The sequence below is a fragment of the Nonomuraea sp. CA-218870 genome (assembly GCF_050936535.1).
GTDB lineage: Bacteria > Actinomycetota > Actinomycetes > Streptosporangiales > Streptosporangiaceae > Nonomuraea > Nonomuraea corallina.
On record NZ_JBNJMN010000002.1, the window covers coordinates 609,787 to 628,711 of the forward strand.

At 71.6% G+C, this 18,925-nt stretch carries 21 protein-coding genes and 1 rRNA gene; 16 read left to right on the forward strand and 6 right to left on the reverse strand.

Annotated features, from left to right (window positions below; all coding sequences use genetic code 11):
• The first annotated feature begins 57 nt into the window (after positions 1–57).
• A 5S ribosomal RNA gene (gene rrf / locus ACQEUU_RS31510) occupies positions 58–174 on the forward strand.
• An 87-nt stretch (positions 175–261) separates the two neighbouring features.
• Here rrf and ACQEUU_RS31515 read toward each other — a convergent pair.
• The gene (locus tag ACQEUU_RS31515; RefSeq protein WP_433072725.1) at positions 262–714 is read right to left on the reverse strand and encodes an Lrp/AsnC family transcriptional regulator; all 453 of its coding nucleotides are present in this window, start codon (positions 712–714) and stop codon (positions 262–264) included.
• Positions 715–840: 126 nt separating this feature from the next.
• Here ACQEUU_RS31515 and ACQEUU_RS31520 point away from each other — a divergent pair, with 126 nt between their 5' ends.
• The 4 genes from ACQEUU_RS31520 (at position 841) to ACQEUU_RS31535 (ending at position 4,233) form a co-directional block, all read left to right on the forward strand.
• On the forward strand, positions 841–1,737 hold the full coding sequence (locus tag ACQEUU_RS31520) for a phenylalanine 4-monooxygenase (protein ID WP_433072726.1): 897 nt from the start codon (positions 841–843) through the stop codon (positions 1,735–1,737).
• A 105-nt stretch (positions 1,738–1,842) separates the two neighbouring features.
• Positions 1,843–2,919, forward strand: a complete 1,077-nt coding sequence (locus ACQEUU_RS31525) for a serine hydrolase (protein ID WP_433072727.1) — start codon at positions 1,843–1,845, stop codon at positions 2,917–2,919.
• A gap of 59 nt (positions 2,920–2,978) precedes the next feature.
• A complete protein-coding gene (locus ACQEUU_RS31530; protein WP_433072728.1) occupies positions 2,979–3,461 on the forward strand; it encodes a low molecular weight protein-tyrosine-phosphatase in 483 nt (160 codons plus the stop codon).
• Complete coding sequence (locus tag ACQEUU_RS31535; protein ID WP_433072729.1) at positions 3,448–4,233, forward strand: fructosamine kinase family protein; 786 nt, start codon at positions 3,448–3,450, stop codon at positions 4,231–4,233. The genes ACQEUU_RS31530 and ACQEUU_RS31535 overlap by 14 nt, the downstream gene beginning before the upstream one ends.
• Here ACQEUU_RS31535 and hisN read toward each other — a convergent pair.
• Complete coding sequence (gene hisN / locus ACQEUU_RS31540) at positions 4,230–5,012, reverse strand: histidinol-phosphatase (RefSeq protein ID WP_433072730.1); 783 nt, start codon at positions 5,010–5,012, stop codon at positions 4,230–4,232. The genes ACQEUU_RS31535 and hisN overlap by 4 nt on opposite strands.
• A gap of 101 nt (positions 5,013–5,113) precedes the next feature.
• On the opposite strand from hisN, the gene ACQEUU_RS31545 reads away from it, so the two are divergent.
• Positions 5,114–5,557 (forward strand): YiiD C-terminal domain-containing protein, encoded by a 444-nt coding sequence (locus ACQEUU_RS31545; RefSeq protein WP_433072731.1) that lies wholly within the window; start codon positions 5,114–5,116, stop codon positions 5,555–5,557.
• Between the two features lie 28 nt (positions 5,558–5,585).
• On the opposite strand, the gene rsgA is transcribed toward ACQEUU_RS31545, so the two are convergent.
• Positions 5,586–6,674 (reverse strand): ribosome small subunit-dependent GTPase A, encoded by a 1,089-nt coding sequence (gene rsgA, locus ACQEUU_RS31550; RefSeq protein ID WP_433072732.1) that lies wholly within the window; start codon positions 6,672–6,674, stop codon positions 5,586–5,588.
• A 34-nt stretch (positions 6,675–6,708) separates the two neighbouring features.
• On the reverse strand, positions 6,709–7,998 hold the full coding sequence (aroA, locus tag ACQEUU_RS31555; protein ID WP_433072733.1) for a 3-phosphoshikimate 1-carboxyvinyltransferase: 1,290 nt from the start codon (positions 7,996–7,998) through the stop codon (positions 6,709–6,711).
• Positions 7,999–8,105: 107 nt separating this feature from the next.
• On the opposite strand from aroA, the gene ACQEUU_RS31560 reads away from it, so the two are divergent.
• Both ACQEUU_RS31560 and ACQEUU_RS31565 read left to right on the forward strand, forming a co-directional pair.
• On the forward strand, positions 8,106–8,837 hold the full coding sequence (locus tag ACQEUU_RS31560) for an SOS response-associated peptidase (protein ID WP_433072734.1): 732 nt from the start codon (positions 8,106–8,108) through the stop codon (positions 8,835–8,837).
• Between the two features lie 171 nt (positions 8,838–9,008).
• Positions 9,009–9,341 (forward strand): TraR/DksA family transcriptional regulator, encoded by a 333-nt coding sequence (locus ACQEUU_RS31565; protein ID WP_433072735.1) that lies wholly within the window; start codon positions 9,009–9,011, stop codon positions 9,339–9,341.
• 4 nt (positions 9,342–9,345) lie between these two features.
• Here ACQEUU_RS31565 and ACQEUU_RS31570 read toward each other — a convergent pair whose 3' ends face one another.
• Positions 9,346–10,083, reverse strand: coding sequence for a class I SAM-dependent methyltransferase (locus tag ACQEUU_RS31570; RefSeq protein ID WP_270158216.1), 738 nt, complete (start codon positions 10,081–10,083; stop codon positions 9,346–9,348).
• 233 nt (positions 10,084–10,316) lie between these two features.
• Between ACQEUU_RS31570 and ACQEUU_RS31575 the strand changes: the two genes are divergently transcribed.
• The 7 genes from ACQEUU_RS31575 (at position 10,317) to ACQEUU_RS31605 (ending at position 16,750) form a co-directional block, all read left to right on the forward strand.
• Entirely contained in the window at positions 10,317–10,922 is a 606-nt protein-coding gene (locus ACQEUU_RS31575; protein WP_433072736.1) for a sigma-70 family RNA polymerase sigma factor, read from the forward strand.
• Positions 10,919–11,185 carry a mycothiol system anti-sigma-R factor gene (gene rsrA / locus ACQEUU_RS31580; protein WP_433072737.1) on the forward strand — a complete coding sequence of 89 codons (267 nt, stop codon included), beginning with the start codon at positions 10,919–10,921 and terminating at the stop codon, positions 11,183–11,185. The genes ACQEUU_RS31575 and rsrA overlap by 4 nt, the downstream gene beginning before the upstream one ends.
• 9 nt (positions 11,186–11,194) lie before the next feature.
• Positions 11,195–12,133: an NAD-dependent epimerase/dehydratase family protein gene (locus ACQEUU_RS31585; RefSeq protein WP_433072738.1), complete on the forward strand. Its 939-nt coding sequence runs from the start codon at positions 11,195–11,197 to the stop codon at positions 12,131–12,133.
• A 225-nt stretch (positions 12,134–12,358) separates the two neighbouring features.
• Complete coding sequence (locus ACQEUU_RS31590; RefSeq protein ID WP_433072739.1) at positions 12,359–13,714, forward strand: HD-GYP domain-containing protein; 1,356 nt, start codon at positions 12,359–12,361, stop codon at positions 13,712–13,714.
• Complete coding sequence (locus ACQEUU_RS31595; RefSeq protein WP_433072740.1) at positions 13,711–14,979, forward strand: HD-GYP domain-containing protein; 1,269 nt, start codon at positions 13,711–13,713, stop codon at positions 14,977–14,979. The genes ACQEUU_RS31590 and ACQEUU_RS31595 overlap by 4 nt, the downstream gene beginning before the upstream one ends.
• Before the next feature lie 133 nt (positions 14,980–15,112).
• The gene (locus ACQEUU_RS31600) at positions 15,113–16,504 is read left to right on the forward strand and encodes an acetyl-CoA carboxylase biotin carboxylase subunit (RefSeq protein WP_433072741.1); all 1,392 of its coding nucleotides are present in this window, start codon (positions 15,113–15,115) and stop codon (positions 16,502–16,504) included.
• 33 nt (positions 16,505–16,537) lie between these two features.
• Positions 16,538–16,750 carry a biotin/lipoyl-binding carrier protein gene (locus ACQEUU_RS31605; protein ID WP_433072742.1) on the forward strand — a complete coding sequence of 71 codons (213 nt, stop codon included), beginning with the start codon at positions 16,538–16,540 and terminating at the stop codon, positions 16,748–16,750.
• Here ACQEUU_RS31605 and ACQEUU_RS31610 read toward each other — a convergent pair.
• The gene (locus ACQEUU_RS31610) at positions 16,740–17,120 is read right to left on the reverse strand and encodes a thioesterase family protein (protein WP_433072743.1); all 381 of its coding nucleotides are present in this window, start codon (positions 17,118–17,120) and stop codon (positions 16,740–16,742) included. The two genes, ACQEUU_RS31605 and ACQEUU_RS31610, sit on opposite strands and share 11 nt — an antisense overlap.
• Positions 17,121–17,365: 245 nt before the next feature.
• Between ACQEUU_RS31610 and ACQEUU_RS31615 the strand changes: the two genes are divergently transcribed.
• Positions 17,366–18,925 (forward strand): serine/threonine-protein kinase, encoded by a 1,560-nt coding sequence (locus ACQEUU_RS31615; RefSeq protein WP_433072744.1) that lies wholly within the window; start codon positions 17,366–17,368, stop codon positions 18,923–18,925.

Consider the following 18,925-nt stretch of genomic DNA (forward strand, 5'->3'; position numbering starts at 1 on the left):
GCGTCCACTAGGCAATTCTGAGACTGCAAACAGTGATGTTTGTGTGTTTCGGAGGGTTACGGCGGTTATGGCGGGAAGGAAACACCCGGTTACATTCCGAACCCGGAAGTTAAGCTTCTCTGCGCCGATGGTACTGCACTCGGGAGGGTGTGGGAGAGTAGGTCACCGCCGGACAATCTTTTAGTTGGGGAGGCCCCGAGCATTGCGCTCGGGGCCTTTCCGCATTTCTGGAGCGTTGTCGGAGCTCTTCCGGGGCGCGTTTCAGGGGTTGAGAAGGAGCGGTTCGATCCGGAAGGGGATCTGGGTCGACAAGGTGATCGTGGTGTCGGTGCGCTGCACTGCCGGAGACGTCAGGATGTCGGCGATGATCTCCTGAAGGTGGTCGGTGCTCTTCGCGACCACCCGGCAGAGCAGGTCGTGCTGGCCACTGGTGCCGTGCACCTCCAGGATCTGCGGCACCGCCCTCAGCGTCTCCACCGCCTCCGCCAGGCGCCCCTGGGCGATCTGGAGCCAGACGAAGGCCAGGATCGGATGCCCGGCGCGCGCGGGGTCGACCGTGGGGCCGAAGTCGGCGATCACCTTCTTGGCGATGAGCTTGTCGAGGCGGGCCTGGACGGTGCCGCGGGCGACACCGAGCCGGCGGGCCAGCTCGGTGAGGCCGATGCGGGGATGGGCGCGCATGGTCACCAGCAGTCGGGCGTCGAGATCGTCCACGAAGGCTCCTCAAAGGCTGCGCGATTCGACTAGAAATATCGGTGTTCATCGTACGAAATTGAGCGTATCGCGTAGCAAAACTGGCGGCTCTTGCCAGATCGGCGGGGACTTGCTGTCATCTGGTGCATGTTCGAGGAAGCACAGTACTTCGCCCCGGTCGCGACCCAGGACGACGGGTCGGTGGTGGTCGAGCTCGCCGCGTCGCACCCCGGGTTCGCGGATTCCGTGTATCGGGCGCGGCGCAACGCGATCGCGGCCCTGGCCGTGGGCTACCGGCGCGGCACGCCGATCCCCGTGGCTGAGTACACCGAGCAGGAGCACGAGGTCTGGGCCCTGGTCAGCCGGGAGCTGGCGATCAAGCATCGCAAGTACGCCACCGCCGAGTATCTCGACGCCACAGCCAGGCTCGGGCTTCCCGAGACCAGGATCCCGCAGTTGCAGGAGGTCAGTGAGCTGCTGGAGCCGCTCACCGGGTTCCGCTACCTGCCCGCCGCCGGGCTGGTGCCGCTCCGGGAGTTCTACGGCGTGCTGGCGGACGGGTATTTCCACTCCACGCAGTACATCCGGCACCATTCCGTGCCGTTCTACACGCCGGAGCCGGACGTCGTGCACGAGGTCATCGGTCACGCCAACGCGCTCGCCAGCGACCGGTACGCGGCGCTCTACCGGCTGGCCGGGGAGGCGGCGCGGCGGGTGGAAGGCGAGGAGGCGCTGGAGTTCGTCTCGAAGGTGTTCTGGTTCACGCTGGAGTTCGGCGTGATGCGCGAGGCCGGCGAGCTCAGGGCCTACGGGGCGGGGATCCTCTCCTCGTACGGGGAGATCGAGGAGTTCCGCGGCATGGACATCCGGCCGCTGGACGTGGCCGCCATGGGGACGACCCACTACGACATCACGAAATATCAGGATGTGTTGTTCGCGGCTGAGTCGCTGGCGCACCTGGAGGACGTGGTCGGCGGGTTCTGGGCCACGTGCGATGACGACTCGATCGCCGGGCTGCTGGCCGGGGAGCGCCACCGCGTCTAGCGGCGTGGGTGCGGTCTTCGTGATAATGCATGGATGATCGCGGGGCTACGTGGCGCTCTGCCACGGCTGATCGCGGGGCCGCGCGGCGGGTTATCACGGCTGGTCATGGCGCTGGTGGTCCTGTGGAGCCTGCTGGCCGCGCCGGCGTTCGCCACGGCCTCGGCTCCCGCCCGCGCCAGGGCTCCGGACCGAGGCTCGCCCCGAGCACTCGGGCCACCGGTCATCCCGGGCCTGTTCGGGGAGGCGGGATCCGTTGGCGAGCTCGGCTTGCCGGGCGTCGGGCGGAGGGAAGCCCGCCCCGAAGGGCCCGTCCCGTCGGACCCTCACGGCGAACGCCGTTCCGGAGTGACCAGGACGGCGGGGCGGCCCGATCGGGCGGAGGAGACCGGCGGGAGGTCCGAGCGGGATGAAGAGGGCGCCGGGACCGTCGAGCAGGTGCGCCGGATCGACGCCAAGAAGATCACCCGGCGTCTCGACCGCTACCTCGCCACCCGGCCCGGCCCGGTCGCGGCCCTGGTCAAGGATCTCACCACCGGCCGCGTCTACGGCTACCGGCCTCGCCGCCCGATGATCACTGCCAGCACGGCCAAGGTCCAGATCCTGATGGCGCTGCTCCTCCGTACCCCTTGGCAGAAGCTGCCCGCGGCGGTCAGGCGGGACGCGGGGGCCATGATCCGCTACAGCGACAACCACGCCGCCGACAGGCTCTGGCCGCGCATCGGCGCGGCCTCCGGATTCACCGCGGCGGGCAGGAAGCTCGGGCTGCGGCATACCGAGGGCGTCCCCGGCACCTGCGTCGACCTGTACTGCTGGGGGATCACCCGGACCTCGGCCGAGGACCAGGTCCGGCTGGTCCAGGCGCTGGTGTCGGAGCGGAGTCCCCTGCGCGCCGCCGATCGCGGGCGGGTGCTTCGGCTCATGGGCGAGGTCGTCGACGGGCAGGACTGGGGGATCAGCGCCGCTCGGTGCCGGGGCGATCGGGTGGCGCTGAAGAACGGCTGGCTGAAGCGGGTGTCCACGGAACGCTGGGCCGTCGTGAGCGCCGGCCTGATCCGGGGCGGTGGCCACGACTACGCGATCGCGGTGCTGACCGAGGGCGGCCCGGAGGTCGGGTACGGGATCGCGACCGTGGAAGGCGTAGCAGAGCGGATCATGAAGTCTTTCCGGCGCTGCCCGGCGTGATGGTGGCCCTGTGTGCCCCGGGGTGACGAGTGGTCGGGGGGAGGGGTCACGATAGAGACATGACATCTCCGACCTACCGCGTGTGCGTGGTCTGCATGGGCAACATCTGCCGCTCCCCGATGGCCGAGGCCGTGCTCCGTTCGGTGCTGGCCGCTCACGGGCTGGGCGAGCGGGTGATCGTGGAGAGCGCCGGCACCGGTGGCTGGCATGTCGGCGGCCCGATGGACCAGCGGGCGATGCGGGTGCTCGCCGCTCACGGGTACGACGGATCCCGGCATGTCGCCCGGCAGTTCACCCGCGACTGGTTCGACCGTTATGACCTGGTGCTGGCCATGGATCGCGACAACGCGGCGTTCCTCAGCCGGATGGCGCCTCCTGGTGTGGAGGTGCGGCTGTTCCGTTCCTTCGACCCTGAGGCTCCCTCCGGCGCCGAGGTGCCCGATCCGTACTACGGCGGCGACGAGGGGTTCGTGGAGGTGCTCTCCTTGGTCGAGAGCGCCTCTCAGGGCATCGCCAAGCACATCGCCGATGAGATCGACTGAGGACCTGGGCCGGTCGCACGGCTGGCGGCTGCAGCGGGGCGTGCTGGACGACGGGCGGGTGGTGTTCGCCAAGACGGGCGCCGCCTCCCAGGTGTTCGCCTCCGAGGCCGCCGGGCTGCGCTGGCTGGGCGAGGTCGTCGCCGTGCCCGAGGTGATCGAGGCCGGGCCTGACCGGCTGGTCCTGTCGTGGGTGGAGGAGGAGCGGCCGTCCGCCGCCGCGGCCGAGTGGTTCGGCCGTGATCTGGCGCGGATGCACCTCGCCGGGGCCGACGCCTTCGGCGCGCCGTGGCCGGGGTTCATCGCCGAACTGCCGATGGACAACACGCCGGCCGACGACTGGCCGGCCTTCTACGCGGAGCGGCGGGTGCTGCCGTTCGCCCGCATGGCGCGGCTGTCGTCCGGTGACCTGGCGCTCATCGACCGGGCGGTGGAGCGGTTCGCCGAGGTCTGCGGGGAGCCTGAGCCGCCCGCCCGCATCCACGGCGACCTGTGGAGCGGCAACCTGCTGTGGTCCGGCGGCCGGGTCGTGCTGGTCGACCCCGCGGCCCACGGCGGTCACCGGGAGACCGACCTGGCCATGCTCGCGCTGTTCGGGGCTCCGTACCTGGATCGGATCCTGGGCGCTTACCAGGAGGTGGCGCCGCTCGCCGGCGGCTGGCGGGAGCGGGTGCCGCTGCATCAGCTCCATCCGCTGCTCGTGCACGTCGTGCTGTTCGGCGGCTCGTACCGCGCAGGGCTGATGGACGCGGTGGCCGGGGTGCTCGCGCTCTAGGCGTTGAGCCGCGCGATGACCTCGTCGTGCAGGAGCCCGTTGGTGCACACCAGGCTGCCGCCCTCCAGGCCGCGCGCGCCGGTCGTGTCGGTCCAGCGGCCGCCGGCCTCCTCGACGATGACGGTGAGCGCCGCCATGTCCCACGGGGACAGCTCGGGCTCGGCCGAAAGGTCCACCGAGCCCTCGGCCACCATCATGTGCGACCAGAAATCACCGTACGCGCGCGTCCGCCAGCAGGCGCGGCCCAGGTCGAGGAAGCCGCCGAGGCGGCCCGTCTCCTCCCAGCCGCCGAAGCTGGAGTAGGAGAAGGAGGCGTCCTCCAGGGAGGAGACGGACGAGACGCGCATCCGGCTCGCCTTGGTCAGGCTCTTGCCGGTCCACGCGCCGCCGCCGGATACCGCCCACCAGCGGCGGCCCAGCGCCGGAGCCGACACCAGGCCGACGACGACCTTGCCGTACTCCATGAGCGCGATCAGGGTCGCCCAGACGGGCACGCCGCGCACGTAGTTCTTGGTGCCGTCGATGGGATCGATGATCCACGACCTGGCGCCCCAGCCGGTCGTGCCGAACTCCTCGCCCACCACCGCGTCGCGCGGCCTGGCACGGCGCAGCGTGCCCCGGATCGCCTCCTCGACGGCCCGGTCGGCGTCGCTGACCGGGGTGAGGTCCGGCTTGGTCTCGACCTTGAGGTCGACCGCCTTGAATCGCCGCATCGTCAGGTCGTCCGCGGCGTCGGCCATGACGTGGGCGAGGCGGAGGTCATCGTGGTATCCCTGCACGAGGTGTCACGCTACCGTGCCGCCCGCGCCGGACATCAGTCAGTCGCGGCGGCATTTCCGGTACTCCCGCTTTCCCGGTTACTGACGAGTAGTATGCGGGCATGTCCCTTGACATCGGCGATCTGCTGATCCAGTCGGTGCCCTTCGCCCGCACCCTCGGCATCACCTTCGACTCGGCGGCCGACGGGCGCGCCGTCAGCCGGCTGCCGGACCGGCCCGATCTGCACAACCATGTGGGCGGTCCGCACGCGGGAGCCCTGTTCACGCTGGCCGAGGCGGCGTCCGGCGCCGCGATGCTCACGGCCTTCGGGGACCAGCTCAGCCGGGCGGTGCCCCTGGTCGCCGCGTCCACGGTCCGCTACCTCAAGCCGGCCAAGGGGGAGATCGTCGCGTCGGCCCGGCTGCTGGCCTCCCGCGACGAGGTGGTGCCGCGGCTGGACGCGGGGGAGCGGCCGGAGTTCGACGTCGAGGTCGAGGTGCGCAACGAGGAGGGCACACCGGTCGCCACCCTCACCTTCTCCTGGACCCTGCTCCCGTCAGGCTGACGCCCCCCGAACCGGGGATGGCGTACGGTCAGCGCTCCGGGACGGGGCCCGCGGGCTGGTCGGGGGCGTCGTCGAGGGAGCCCTCGCGGCTGGCGAGGAGGCGGCGCAGGGACCGCAGGCGGGCCAGGTCGGCGTGACCGGCCGCCACCCAGGAGTCCAGGGCGCAGCCCTCCGTCAGGTGGGTGCAGCCCTTGGGGCATGTGAGCGTGCCCTCCACCAGGTCGGGGAACGCCGCGAGCACGGTCTCCGCCGAGACGTGGGCCAGCCCGAAGCTGCGCACCCCCGGCGTGTCGATGATCCAGCCGCCTTCGGGCAGCTCCAGGGCGACGGCGGAGGTGGAGGTGTGGCGGCCGCGTCCGGTGACCGCGTTCACCTGGGAGACGGCCCGGTTGGCGTCCGGGACGAGCACGTTGACCAGCGTCGACTTGCCCACTCCCGAGTGTCCGACCAGCACGCTGAGGCGTCCTTTGAGGTGCTCGCGCAGCTCGTCGAGCGAACCGCCCCGGTGGACCACGACGTGCGGCACCCCCAGCGGCGCGTACTGGGCCACCAGGTCGTCGGGAGGCGCCAGGTCGGACTTGGTCAGGCAGAGCAGCGGGTCGATCCCCGCGTCGAACGCCGCCACCAGGATCCGGTCGATCATCCGCGGCCTGGGCGGCGGATCGGCCAGCGCCGTCACGATGACGAGCTGATCGGCGTTGGCCACCACGGGCCGCTCGATGCCGTCGGTGTCCTCGGTGTCGTCGGCCGAGCGCCGCAGCATGGACGTGCGCGGCTCCACCCGCACCACCCTGGCCAGGGTGTCGGGCCTGCCGGAGACGTCCCCTACGAGCGCCACCCGGTCGCCCACCACGATGCCCTTGCGGCCCAGCTCGCGCGCCTTCATCGCCATTACCAGGCGGCGCTGCTGCTTGCGTTTGGCCTCCACCAGCGTGGTGTAGCGGCCTCGGTCGACCGCCACCACGAAGCCCTGCTCCGCGTCCTCGTGGGCAGGGCGGATGCGGGTCCGCGGCCTGGAGCCCTTGCCCGGCCTGACCCGCACGTCGTCCTCGTCGTACTCCCGCCTTCTCAGCGATCCGCTCCCATGACCTCGCCGCCTCGTCCGGAAGGCCCGCATACCCCGTGATGGCGGAGGAACTCGCACACGGCGGTCACCGGCCGCCCAGCATGGCGGCCCACATCCGCGCGAACTCCGGAAGGGTCTTACCCGTCGTCGCGATGTTCTCCACCTCGACGCCGGGAACCGCCAGGCCGATCACCGCGCCGGCCGTGGCCATGCGGTGGTCGTCGTAGCTGTGGAACAGGCCGCCGTGGAGCGGGCGGGGGCGGATGACCAGGCCGTCATCGGTCTCCTCGGCGTCGCCGCCGAGCCGGTTGATCTCGTTGACCAGCGCGGCGAGCCGGTTGGTCTCGTGGCCGCGCAGGTGGGCGACGCCGCGCAGGCGGCTCGGCGTGCCGGCGAGCGCGGCCAGCGCGGCGACGGTCGGGGTCAGCTCGCCCACCTCGCGCAGGTCGGCGTCGATCCCGGCGAGCTCGCCCGTGCCGGTCACGACGAGGTCGGCGGCCTCGGCGGAGCGGGACTCCAGGCGGACGTCGGCGCCCATCCGGGCGAGCAGGTCGCGCAGCGCGTCGCCCGCCTGAGTGGTCTCCAGAGGCCAGCCGGGGACCGTCACCGTGCCGCCGGTGACGAGGGCGGCGGCCAGGAACGGGGCCGCGTTGGACAGGTCGGGCTCCACCACCCACTCGCGGGCCGCGATCGGCCCCGGCTCGACGCGCCACACGTCGGGCTCGCCGTCGTCGACCCGGACTCCGGCCGTGCGGAGCATGTGGATCGTCATCCGGATGTGGGGTTGCGAGGGCACCGGCGGCCCGGCGTGGCGGACCACCACCCCCTTCTCGAACCGCGCGGCCGCCAGCAGCAGCCCCGAGACGAACTGCGACGAGGCCGAGGCGTCGAGCGTGACCTCGCCCCCGGTGAGCGGCCCGTGGACGGTGAACGGCAGCGCGTCGCCGTCGACCCGCGCGCCCAGCGCCCGCAGCGCGCCGAGGATCGGGCCCATCGGCCGCTTGCGCGCGTGCGGGTCGCCGTCGAAGGTCACCGGCCCGTCGGCGAGCGCGGCCACGGGCGGCACGAACCGCATGACGGTGCCGGCCAGCCCGGCGTCGACGCGCGCGCCGGCGCGGACGGGCCCCGGGGTGACCGTGTAGTCGACGCCGGACGCGGTCTCGGCCGAGGTCGTGAGCGTGGCGCCGAGGGCGCGCAGCGCGTCGGCCATCAGGTCGGCGTCGCGGCTGCGCAGCGCGCGCCGGACGACCCCGGGGCCGTCGGCGAGCGCGGCGAGCACCAGCGCCCGGTTGGTCACCGACTTCGAGCCGGGCAGCGAGACGGACGCCGTGACGGGGGCGTCGGCGTGCGGGGCGGGCCAGTGGACGTCGGGCATGGTCAAAGCCTACTGGCCCGGCGCGCCGCTCCAGGAACGCGAGGAATCCGCGGAACTCGTACGACTCGTACATGCGAGCGAAAGACGAACGTGGCAGTGTGGGAGTCATGTGCGGGAGATACGCGTCGGCGCGCGACAAGCACCAGCTCCTGGAGGAGTTCCAGGTGGAGCAGGACGCCGACCCTGAAAAGGAGCTCGGCGCCGACTACAACGTGGCGCCGACCAAGAACGTCTACGCCGTCCTGAGCCGGGTGCCGAAGGACGCCGAGCGGGCCGTGCGGCAGCTGCGCGTGGTCAAGTGGGGGCTGGTGCCCGCGTGGGCCAAGGACCCGTCGGTCGGGTCCAGGATGATCAACGCCAGGGCTGAGACGCTGGCCGAGAAGCCGTCCTACCGGCAGGCGTTCGCCAAGCGGCGCTGCCTGCTGCCGGCCGACGGCTACTTCGAGTGGATGCCGGTCGAGGGCGACAAGAAGAAGAAACAGCCCTACTTCATCCACCCGTCCGACGGCGGGGTGCTGGCGATGGCGGGGCTCTACGAGTTCTGGAAGGACCCGAACCGCGCCGACGACGACCCGCTGAAGTGGCTGGTCACCTGCACGGTGATCACCACGAACGCCGAGGACGAGCTGGGCCGCATCCACGACCGCATGCCGATGATGATCGAGCGGGAGCGCTGGGGCGAGTGGCTCGACCCCCAGGTCACCGACACCGAGCAGGCCCAGCGGCTGCTGGTGCCGGCCCAGCCGGGCAGGCTCACGGCCCACCCCGTCAGCACCGACGTCAACAACGTCAGGAACAACGGCCCCGGACTCATCGAGCCCCTCCCGGAGGAGGGATGAAGCGCTCCGCTCCGAAGGTGTAAGGAGGGCACGAAGCGGGCATCCGGTGAGGAAAGCATGGCATCCCTTCACAGGGTGTCACCGCTTACCCCATGCCCCTGAATCGCACCGCGCGGGATCACCGGGGACTCCCGCCGCGGGCTGCCCCCACTTTCCCGGAGGTGCGGATCCGTGGACGTCACGACCGCTCGTGAGCGACTGGAAGACATGCTCGCCGAACTCGACCGATCGATCGGGGTTCTCCAGGGCGACCCGGTGGCGATCCGGGAGCACTCCGCCGCCGACGCGGGCTCCGACCTGACCGACGCCGATCGGGCCAGGGCGATGCTCACCGTCGCCACGACGCAGCGCAGAGCGGTGATCGACGCCATCAAGAGGCTGGACGAAGGCAGCTACGGGCAGTGCGTCGACTGCCGCGCGCAGGTGCCGGAAGGCCGGTTGGAGGCCCGCCCGGAGGCGGCCCGGTGCGTGCAGTGCCAGGGAAAGCGGGAGCGCAGGCGCTGACCGCTCAGCTCTTGCGGGCGCTGGCCACCAGGTGGATGCCGACCGTGTCGTCCTCGTCCGGCCGCGCGTCGAGTTCGGTGCGCACGAGGTAGGACAGGGTGCGGGTGTCGGAGCCGAGCACGTGGTCGACGGTCGAGGGCGACAGCACCGTGCGCGGACGCACCCACTCGACCTCCAGGCCGGCGCCCGTCAGCAGCTCGCGCAGCTGCGTGCTGCTGAAGCAGCGCGTGATGCTGCCGTCCGGCCACGGCACCAGCATGACCTCCCCGGTCTGCCGCAGGTGCTGCCACTGGCCCTGCTCGGCCAGGATCGCCATGCCCAGCACCAGCGAGTCGACGCACACCAGGGCCCGGCCGCCCGGCTTGAGCACCCGCGCCACGTCGCTCATCGCCGACTCCGCCATGAGCTCGATCGACATCGCGCGCTCCTCGGCGACCACCGCGTCGACGCTCTCGTCGGGCAGGAACGACAGGTCGTCGGCGCGTACGTGGCGGACCAGCCCCGCGTCCCGCAACCGGCCCCCCTCGGCGGTGCGGCGGAAGTCGAGGACCTCGATCACCCGGTGGCCCGCTCGCGCCGCCTGGCTGGACCAGCGGCCGCGCCCGCCGGACAGGTCGAGGACGACGGACGGGTCGGCGGGGAGCCATCTGCTGAGCTGCTCGGCGACGACGGCGTGGTAAAAGGTCCAGTACGGCCCCAGTGTTCCTGAGCCGTTGAGTTCCTCGGCCGGAATGGGCAGCACACGCGACTCCTGGGTTCCGGGAAATGGCTACCAGCCGGTACGTATGGTTTTCCCCGCACCGGGTTGTTCGTCACCTTCTATCTTGCGGGAACAGACGGAGGCACGGGCGTGTTGCGACGAGCATGCTCACATTGCTCGACGCCGTCCCCGGCGACCGGCCGGTCACCGGCGAACGGGTATCCTCCCCTGAGTACGGTGTTCCGTCACGGGCGGTCACTGGTGATCTTAGGGGGGTGGGTCCGGTGCCCGCGACAGGCGCGGAGACTCTGGAGCAGCGGGGCGAGCGATTCGAGCGCGACGTCATGCCCTACCTCGAGCAGCTCTACTCGGCGGCGCTCCGGATGACCAGAAACCCCGCCGACGCCGAAGACCTGCTGCAGGAGACCTTCGCCAAGGCGTTCGGGTCCTTCCACCAGTTCCAGGAAGGCACCAACCTCAAGGCCTGGCTCTACCGGATCCTCACCAACACGTTCATCAACAGTTACCGCAAGAAGCAGCGCGAGCCCAAGCAGGCCGGCACCGAGGAGATCGAGGACTGGCAGCTCGCGCGGGCGGGCTCCCACACCTCGAGCGGGCTGAAGTCCGCCGAGGTCGAAGCGCTCGAGCACCTCCCCGACGGCGACGTCAAGGACGCCCTGGCGGCCCTGCCCGAGGAGTTCAGGATCGCGGTCTACCTCGCCGACGTCGAGGGCTTCCCGTACAAGGAGATCGCCGACATCATGGGCACTCCGATCGGCACCGTGATGTCCAGGCTCCACCGCGGGCGCAGGCAGTTGCGCGGTCATTTGGAGGACTACGCTCGTGAGAGGGGCCTGGTCCCGACGGAGGGATCGAAATGAGCTGTGGCAGGCCGCATGAGACCGACTGTCGTGACGTCCTCGATCGGGTCTACGAGTATCTCGACGGCGAGCTGACCGCCGGAGACGTCGCCGAGATCCGTGTGCATCTCGACGAGTGCGGCCCCTGCCTCGAAGAGTACGACCTCGACAAGGCGATCAAGCAGCTGGTGGCCAGGAAGTGCGGCTGCGACCCGATCCCAGGCGACCTGCGCGACAAGGTGCTGGCGCGTATCGCGCGAGTAAGGGCCGAGCTGTCCGACTAGGATCACCTCATGCGCGTGCTCGTCACCGGAGGTGCCGGATTCATCGGGTCCAATCTCGTCGACCGCCTGCTCGCCGAGGGGCATGAGGTCGCGGTCGTCGACGACCTGTCGTCGGGTGACCGCGACAACCTCGCCGAGGCCACCGGGACCGGCCGGCTGCGGCTGCACGAGGTCGACGTCCGCGACCCCGCGCTCGTCGCGCTCGCGGCCGAGCTCAGGCCGGAGGTCGTCTGCCATCTCGCCGCGCAGGTCAGCGTGCGCAGGAGCGTCGCCGACCCGGTGGCGGACGCCAGCCTCAACGTGACCGGCACCGCGGCCGTGCTCGCCGCCGCCCGCGAGGGCGGCGCGCGCAAGGTGGTGTTCGCCTCCTCCGTCGCCGTCTACGGCAGGCCGCAGACGATCCCGGTGCCCGGCGACGCCCCCACCGACCCGCGCTCGCCCTACGCGGCCTCCAAGCTCAGCGGCGAGACCTACCTGTCCGCCTTCCGCGGCCTGTACGGGATGGAATACACCACGCTGGTGCTGGCCAACGTCTACGGGCCGCGCCAGTCGCCCGACGGTGAGGCCGGCGTCGTGTCGATCTTCACCGACGCGCTGCTCGCCGGCACCCCCACGGTCGTCTACGGCGACGGCACGCAGACCCGCGACTACGTCTACGTCGACGACGTCGTGGAGGGCTTCGTCCGGGCGTGCGGCTCCGACGGCGACGGCCGCCGGTTCAACCTCGGCACCGGCATCCAGACCACCGACCGCAGGCTCCACACGCTGATCGCCGACGCGGTCGGCGCGCCCGACAAGCCGGGCTTCGCCCCGCCGCGCCCCGGCGACCTGCCGGCCATGGCCGTCGACCCGGTGCCCGCCTACGAGGGCCTCGGCTGGGAGCCGCGGATCGACCTGCCCGCGGGGATCAAGCTCACGGTGGAGTGGGCCCGGAGTCGCCACAGGTAGTTGTTCGATTACGCTTTGCTTGCGATTCGCGACTCGGCCGGTCTGCGGGGCCCGACTTCTGTAGCGTGAGCCTCAGGAATCGACGAGGAGGCGAGCGCATGCTGAAGCCACTGATCGCCCGGCTGTTCACGGCCGTCGTGCTCATCACTCCCGTGATCATTTTCCTGGCGGGCGGCGCGGCGCCCCCCGGTGTCTCCTGGATCTGATCGCGCGAGGGGGGCCGCAATGCGTGAACTGCCGTGGCCCGCGAGGGTCTACCTGATCGCCCTGATCGGCGCGGTGGCCGGGCTCATCGGATGGGGCGCCGTCGCGCCCGGAGGGCCGGCCCTGGCCGGCAACTACGACGTCCTGCTCGTCCTGATGCTCCTGTTCCTGGTGTGCGAGTCGATGCCGACCCTGCTCACCGTGGAGCACTTCGCCGTGTCGGTCAGCTTCTCGGCCGCGCTGGCCGCCGTGGTCCTGATCGGGCCCGAGGGCGCGGCGCTCGTGGGGCTGACGGCCATGCTCAGCGTGCGGCCGGGGCTGCCGCTCATCAAGCGCGTCTTCAACGGCGCGCAGTTCGCCATCTGCGGCTACGCCGCCGGGGTCGTCTACGTCTGGCTCGGCGGCGCGATCGGCGTGCCGGAGGTCCACGCGTTCGACGACCTCATCGGCCCGTACGTCGCCGCGACGGCGGTGTTCGTGCCGCTCAACATCCTGCTCACGCTCGCCATGGTCAGGCTGGCGACCCGCGTCAGGCCGGCCGGCATGCCGCTGGGTGGATTGACCCAGTTCCTGCTGTCCTACTTCGGTTACGGCACGTTCGGGCTCCTGGTGGCCGGGCTGTGGGCGACCATCCAGTCGATCTCGGCGGTGCTGGTGCTGGTGCCGCTCTTCGTGGCCCGCTGGGCGTTCGGCCAGTACCACGCGCAGCAGCGCTCGTACGACGCCACGATCGCGGCCCTGTGCCAGGCGGTGGAGACCAAGGACTACTACACCAGGGGCCACTGCACCCGGGTGTCGCTCGCGTCCGGCATGATCGCCGAGGAGATCGGCATGGGCACCGAGCGGATGCGCGCCATCCGTTACGCCGGCATGCTCCACGACGTCGGCAAGCTGGGCGTGCCCACCAAGGTGCTGCAGAAGGACGGGCCGCTCACCGAGGAGGAGTTCGCCGCGATCCAGCTCCACCCGATGCGCGGGCTGGAGATCGTGCAGGGCATCGACTTCCTCGACGAGGCGTTCGCCGGGATCATGCACCACCACGAGCGCCACGACGGCAAGGGCTACCCGATGGGGCTGGCCGGCGACGAGATCCCGGAGTTCGCCCGCGTCATCGCCGTGGCCGACGCCTTCGACTCGATGACCTCCGACCGCTCCTACCGCGGCGCCCGGCCCGTCAGCGTGGCCGTGGAGGAGCTGCGCAAGGGGGCGGGCAGCCAGTTCGACCCGGTCATGGTGGCCGCGTTCGTGCGGGCGCTGGAGCGCGAGCCGTGGCAGCCGCCGCGGCGTCTCGACCCGCCGCCTCCCGACGCCGCCGAGACCCTCACGAAGGATCACGACGACCCGACCATGCCCATCCAGGTGGTGACCGGGCAGTGAGCCGGGGACTCCGTGGACTGCCGCGGCTCCGCACCGGCCAGTTGCTGCTCGTCTGCGCCGCCGGCGCGGTCGCCGTGGCCGGCATCGGCCACATCTCGGCCGCCGGGCTCGACCGGCCGGAGGTCGCCGTCGGGTTCGGCGCGCTGATCGCGGCCGGTGAGCTGGCCCGGCTCACCATGCCGGGCAACCGGGAGGTCGCCCCCATCGGGGCCGCGGCCGCGCTCGGCTACACGCTGCTGCTCGACCTCAGCCAGAACCCGCTGCGCCACTCCGCGCTCCAGGTCGTGGCCGTGATCGCGGTCGGCATGATCGCGGGCGCGCTGCCCCATCTGGCCGTCGGCCGGCCGCCCCGGCTGGACGCGATGGCCCGCCGCCTGCTCACCGGCGCGCTGCTGGCCTTCGCCTTCCGGCCGCTCGCCGACCCGCTCTACCGGCTCACCCAGGGCGAGGGCGGCACCTGGTGGCCCGCGCTCGGCGTGATGGTGGTGCTCATCGTCCTGATGCTGCTGATCGACGTGCTGATCGCCGCCATGCTCAGGGCCGAGCAGGTGCGCACGGCGTTCCGGGTGGCGGTGCGCGACGAGCTCAACGTCGCCTTCCCGCTCGGCGCCGCGGTGGCCTCCTCAGGAGTGCTGCTGGCGCTCGCCACGCACAGCATGGACCTGGTGGCGCTGCTCGTCTTCGCGGCCCCGCTGCTGGTCACCCAGGTGGCCTTCCGCAAGTACGCCGGGATCCGCGCCACCTACCTGCAGACCGTGCGCGCCCTGTCGAGGGTCACCGAGGTCGGCGGCTACGTCGAGCCCGGCCACTCGCGCCGGGTGAGCCGCTTGGCCGTGGCCGTCGGCAGGGAGCTGGGCATGGCCGAGCCGGAGCTGCTGGAGCTGGAGTACGCCGCGCTGATGCACGACATCGGCCAGCTCTCGCTGCGCGATCCGATCCCCGGAGGCGCGACCGTGCTGGCCGAGCCCGACCAGGCCCGCCGCATCGCCGAGCTGGGCGCCGAGGTGATCAGGCAGACGGGCGTGCTCGACCGGGTGGCCGACCTGGTGAGCCGCCAGTGCGATCCGGTGAGCGAGGATCCGCCGCTCGCCAGCCGCATCATCAAGGTGGTCAACGCCTACGACGACCTGCTGGGCGGGTCGACCGACCGCGACAGGGCGAGCGCGGCCCTGGAACGGCTGAGGGCGGGCGCGGGCGTCGCCTACGACGCCGACGCGGTGGAGGCGCTGGCCCGGGCGGCGGGCCGGCCGTTGCTGCGGCTGTAGGGGTCACGCAGTCCGGCGGCTGGCCGGCGGGCCGCCGCGTGCCGGTCATTGTAGGAATCCTACAGATCCGTCGGTGAGGATCGGTGGTTTCGGAGGAACGGGGTGTCGAGCGCGGCGGTCGTAGGGTTGCTCCGTGCTGATTGAGTCGCTGGGGCCCGTTCTGGTCGCCAACAGGGGAGAAATCGCCCGTCGGATCATTCGTACGGTCAAGAGGCTGGGGCTTCGGGCCGTCGCGGTTCACTCGGAGGCGGACGCGGGGCTGCCGTTCGTGCGCGAGGCCGACGAGGCCGTGCTGATCGGCCCGGCCGCTCCCGCGCAGAGCTATCTCGACGCCGCCAAGGTGCTGGACGCGGCCAGGGCCACCGGAGCGCGCGCGGTCCACCCGGGTTACGGGTTCCTGTCGGAGAACTCCGGGTTCGCGCGTGCCGTGATCGACGCCGGGCTGACCTGGGTGGGGCCGTCGCCCGAGGCGATCGACCGCATGGGCGACAAGATCAACGCTCGTAACCTGATGGAGGCGGCCGGGGTCCCGGTCGCGGCAGGCACCCGCGAGCCCGCCACCGACCTGGACCTGGCGCTGGCGGCGGCCCGGGACATCGGCTACCCGGTGATGGTCAAGACCGCCGGGGGCGGCGGCGGCATCGGCATGAGCGTGGCCCGTGACGAGCGGGAGCTGGCCAAGGCGTTCGAGCAGGCGTCCAGGGCCGCCGCGCGGTTCGCGGCCGCCGCGGCGGCGGGTGGCGCGGGCGACGCGCTGGCCGGGCCGGCCATCCTGCTGGAGCGTTACATCGAACGGGCCCGCCACGTCGAGGTGCAGATCCTGGGCCTGCCGGGCGGCGAGGTCGTGGCGCTGGGGGAGCGCGACTGCTCGGTGCAGCGCCGCCACCAGAAGGTGGTGGAGGAGTCGCCGTCCCCCGGCCTCACCCCCGAGCTGCGGGAGCGGATGCTCGCGGCGGCCGTGCGGGCGGGGGAGGCCGTCGGCTACCTCGGCGCCGGCACCGTGGAGTGCCTGGTCGACGCCGACGCCCAGGACTTCGTCTTCCTGGAGATGAACACCCGGCTCCAGGTGGAGCATCCCGTCACCGAGCTGGTCACCGGCCTCGACCTGGTGGAGCTGCAGCTGCGGGTCGCCGCCGGGGAGAGCCCCGAGGTGGCGCCGGTGACGACCGGCCACGCGATCGAGTTCCGCGTCTACGCCGAGGATCCCCGGCGCTTCCTCCCGGGGCCCGGCGTGATCACCGTGTGGGACGAGCCGGTCGGCGACGGCGTACGGGTCGACTCCGGTTACGCGGCCGGCGATACGGTGACTCCGTTCTACGATCCGCTCATGGCCAAGCTGTGCGTCCATGCCGAGACCCGTACCGAGGCGCTGGAGCGGGCCCGCAAGGCGGTGGCGAGCTTCACCGTGGAGGGCCCGAAGAACAACCTGGAGTTCTGCGCGGAGTTGCTGGAGCACCGCGAGTTCGTCAGCGGCGACTACGACACGGGTCTCGTCGCGCGGATGCGCGGCGGCGGTCCCGCATGACATTGTTGGATCATTTCGTAGAGGGGAGTCGCGGTGGCTGAAGTTCGTGCGGAGATGGTGGCGAACGTGTGGAAGGTGGTCGTCAAGGAGGGCGAGACGGTCTCCGACGGCGACACGCTGGTCATCCTCGAGTCGATGAAGATGGAGATCCCGGTGCTCGCCGAGGAGGACGGCGTGGTGGCCCAGCTGAAGGTGGCCGAGGGCGACGTGATCCAGGAAGGCGACCTGATCGCCGTCATCGAGTGACGCGTGCCATGAACCTGTCGCGGTCGACCACGACCCGCTCGATCGTGCCGCGGGCGACGAGCGTGTCCTTGTCGCGCGCGTGGAAGCCGAAGGTCAGACGTCTGCCGTCGACCGCGGTCAGCTCGACGCCGATCTCGACGTGCGCCCCGACCGGGCTCGCCGCGAGGTGTTCGAGCTCGACGCGGGTGCCGACCGAGGTCTGGCCGGGGGCGAGGTGGGCGGCGACGGCCTGCACGGTCGCCTGCTCGGCCAGGGCCAGCAGGCGGGGGGTGGCGAGCACCGCCAGGTCGCCACTGCCGATCTTGGCCGCGGTGTCGCTCCGCTCGACCATGGTGAGCAGCTGGGAGCGGAGACCCGGAGCGAGCGTCATGCGGTCCAGCCTAGTGGTGAGGCGCAGGCATCGTGATCTGGCCGAAAACGGGGACAAGCGCGGCCCCTAGGCCGCAGGATAGGGTTTGTACGGCTTGTGGCATTTGTGTCGCGTGTGAGAAAGGTGAGTCGTACATTCACGGAATTCCGTGACCTCTGCGTGATCTCACCGCGACACAAATTCGCTTTGTTGGAGAACCCTGGGGTGGGCGAGGTTCGAGAGGCAGAGGGGTAGCGGGGGAAGTCATGGTGGCCCAAGGGACAACGCTGGCCGGGCGGTATCGTCTGGATACCCGCATCGGCGCCGGCGGCATGGGCGAGGTCTGGCGCGGCGAGGACACCGTCCTCGCCCGGACCGTCGCCGTCAAGGTGCTGCTCCCGGGCCGCATGCAGGACCCGGGGTTCCTGGCCCGGTTCCAGGCCGAGGCGCGGGCGATGGCGACGATCAACCACGCGGGGGTCGTCGACGTCTACGACTACGGCGTCAGCGGCGACACCGTCTACCTGGTGATGAAGTTCGTCGACGGCGAGCCGCTCGACCGGCTGCTCACCCGCCTGGGCCGGATCGCCCCCCAGCCGGCCATGGAGCTGATCGCGCAGGCCGCGTCGGCCCTGCAGGCCGTGCACGACCGGGGCATCGTCCACCGCGACGTGAAGCCGGGCAACCTGCTCGTGCAGCGCGACGGCACGCTCGTGCTCACCGACTTCGGCATCGCCCGCTCCGACCTGGGCAACCGGCTCACCGACGCCGGCATGGTCCTCGGCACCGCCGCCTACTGCGCGCCCGAGCAGGCCGAGGGCGCGCCCGTCACGCCCGCCGTCGACATCTACGCGCTCGGCGTGGTCGCCTACGAGTGCCTGGCCGGGCAGCGCCCGTTCGACGGCGACAGCCCCGTCACGATCGCGCTCAAGCACATCAGGGAGGCGCCCCCGCCGCTGCCTCCCGACATCCCGCCGCCGGTGCGCGCGCTGGTGGAGCAGGCGCTGTCCAAGGACCCCGCGCGGCGTTTCCCGAACGCCAGGGCGATGAGCGACGCCGCACGCATGATCGCGGCCGGCGAGCCGCCGCGTCCGCAGCCGGTCATACCGACCACGGGCGCGTCCATGCCGCCGCCCGTGGATGCCTACCCGACCGGGCCGCCGCAGGCCGCGGAGGCCACCACGGCCGCCGCGCCCCGGCAGGGCCGCCGCGCCGCCAAGACGCCCCGCCGCGGCGGCCTGGTGGCCGCGCTGGCCGCCGCCCTGGTGGTCGGGGTGGGTGCGGGCGCGGTCGCGCTGACCAACATGAGCGGTTCGAGCGGGTCGCCCGTGGAGACGACCGCGGCGGCGCAGGACGACCCGGCGCCCGTCGACGAGCCGACCCCCACCAAGCCCACCAAGAGGCCGCCCAAGCCGAGCGTGACGCGCCAGGCCGAGACGCCGCCGGTGCGCCAGGAGATGACCCCCACCCCTCAGGAGACGGAGGAGCCGGAGGAGTCCCCAACTCCGACGATCACTCCCGCGGACAAGCCGTCCAAGTCGGCGCCGACCTCGCCGAGCCCCAAGCCCAAGAAGCCCGTGCCCTACGTGGTCGATCTGCCGTACCCGCAGGCCAAGGCCATGATCGAGAACGTCGGCTTCAAGGTCTTCGCCGACGACCAGACCGGCGGCAAGGTGAAGCACGAGTGCCTCAAGGTGGCGCAGAGCTGGCCTGACGGCGGCGAGGAGCTCCAGATCGACAAGCCGGTCAAGGTCGTCCTCATCCCGATCGACCCGTGCGGATCGGCCACCCCGAGCCCCACGACGACCCCGGTGCCCAAGGACTAG